This is a genomic window from Halorubrum vacuolatum, assembly GCF_900188065.1.
Classification (GTDB): domain Archaea; phylum Halobacteriota; class Halobacteria; order Halobacteriales; family Haloferacaceae; genus Halorubrum; species Halorubrum vacuolatum.
Map to the genome: position 1 here is coordinate 1 of NZ_FZNQ01000056.1, position 1,639 is coordinate 1,639.

A 1,639-nucleotide genomic window follows, 5' to 3' on the forward strand; every position below is an offset into this window, starting at 1 on the left:
ATGACGGTGACGAACGTTTGCTGGATGTAACGATCACGCCGGTCGTTGAGAATGGGGAGGTGCGGACACTCCGAGGGGCCGGGCACGACATCACCGACCGCAAGGCACGTCGGGAAGAGCTCGAACAATACGAGACAATCATCGAAGCGCTCACCGACGCGGTGTACGTCCTTGATGAGAACGGGCGGTTCACATACATCAACGACGAGTTCGTCGAGTTGACCGGCTACGACCGGGAGACGATTCTCGGGAGTACGCCATCGCTGATCAAAGACGATGACGCCGTCGAAGAGGCTGAACACCGGCTCGGCCAGTTGCTGTCGCACCAAGGGCCGGAAACAGTCACATTCGAAGTGACGATCCAGCCCCGCGATGGTGAGCCAATCGCCTGTGCGGACCATATGGGCGTTCTGCCGTACGAGGGAGAGGAGTTCGAGGGCTCAGTCGGGACACTGCGGGATATTACCGACCGCAAAGAGCGAGAGCAGAAACTCAAACGGCAGCATGAAATAATCAAACATTCGAGCAACTTTTTTCTGATCCTTAACGCAGATGGAGCGGTCACGTATCAGAGTCCTGTCCCGAACAGTCTGCTCGAGTTCGAACCACAGAATCTTGTTGATGAATCGGCTTCAAAGTATGTCCATCCCGAGGATATTGAGCTGCTCCAGAGCGATTTAGAACATCTATTGCAGCACCCAGATGAATTGGTCGTCTCTGAATATCGGCTACGCACGCAGGATGGCCAGTGGCGATGGTTTGAAAACCGGGCACAAAACAAGTTAGACAATCCACTGATTGAGGGGATCCTCGTCTCGGCCCGGGATATCACCAACCGGAAGACGCGCGAACAAGAAATTCAGGACCTCAACGAGCGTCTCGAACTTGCCATCGATGGCGCGAATCTGGGTGTCTGGGACTGGGATATGCGGACCGACGACGTTGAATTAAATGATAACTGGGCGACGATGCTTGGGTACGAACCTGACGAGATCGGCTCGCATATCGATGAGTGGGAACACAGAGTGCATCCTGACGACCGCGAATTCGCAGAGAATACCCTCAATGAGCACATCGCCGGCGAAACAGAATACTACGACACCGAGCACCGGATGCGGGCTGCTGATGGCCGCTGGAAGTGGATTCGTGATGTTGGGAAGATTTTCGAGTGCGATGAAGACGGCAATCCGACTCGTGCGGTTGGCATTCACATTGACATCAATGAACGAAAAACTTCCAGAGCACTTGAGGAAGAACGCGACATGTTTGCCGAGGGGCCCGCTGTCGTTTTCAAGTGGCGCGAAGCGGAGGGGTGGCCAATCGAGTACGTCTCTGACAACGTTGAGAAGGTGTTCGGCTACGAGTCCGATGTATTCGAGACCGGTGAGATAAGATCAGTGGAACTCATTCATGAGGAGGACCGTGAGCGAGTTGCTCGTGAAGTCGAGAGCAACTCCGATCCGGAGACGGACCGGTTTAGTCACGACCCCTATCGGGTGGTGACCGCGGACGATGACGTTCGATGGGTGCTTGATCATACGAAAAACATCCGGGAAAATGGCGAGATCACCCATCGGCTGGGGTATCTCGTCGATATAACCGAGCACAAGCAACGTGAAAGCGAACTACAGCGGCAGAA

1 protein-coding gene is annotated in these 1,639 nt (G+C 54.6%); it reads left to right on the top strand.

From position 1 onward, the window contains the following. A partial coding sequence (locus tag CHB65_RS16615; RefSeq protein WP_143420480.1) for a PAS domain S-box protein occupies positions 1-1,639 on the top strand: 1,639 nt, incomplete at both ends.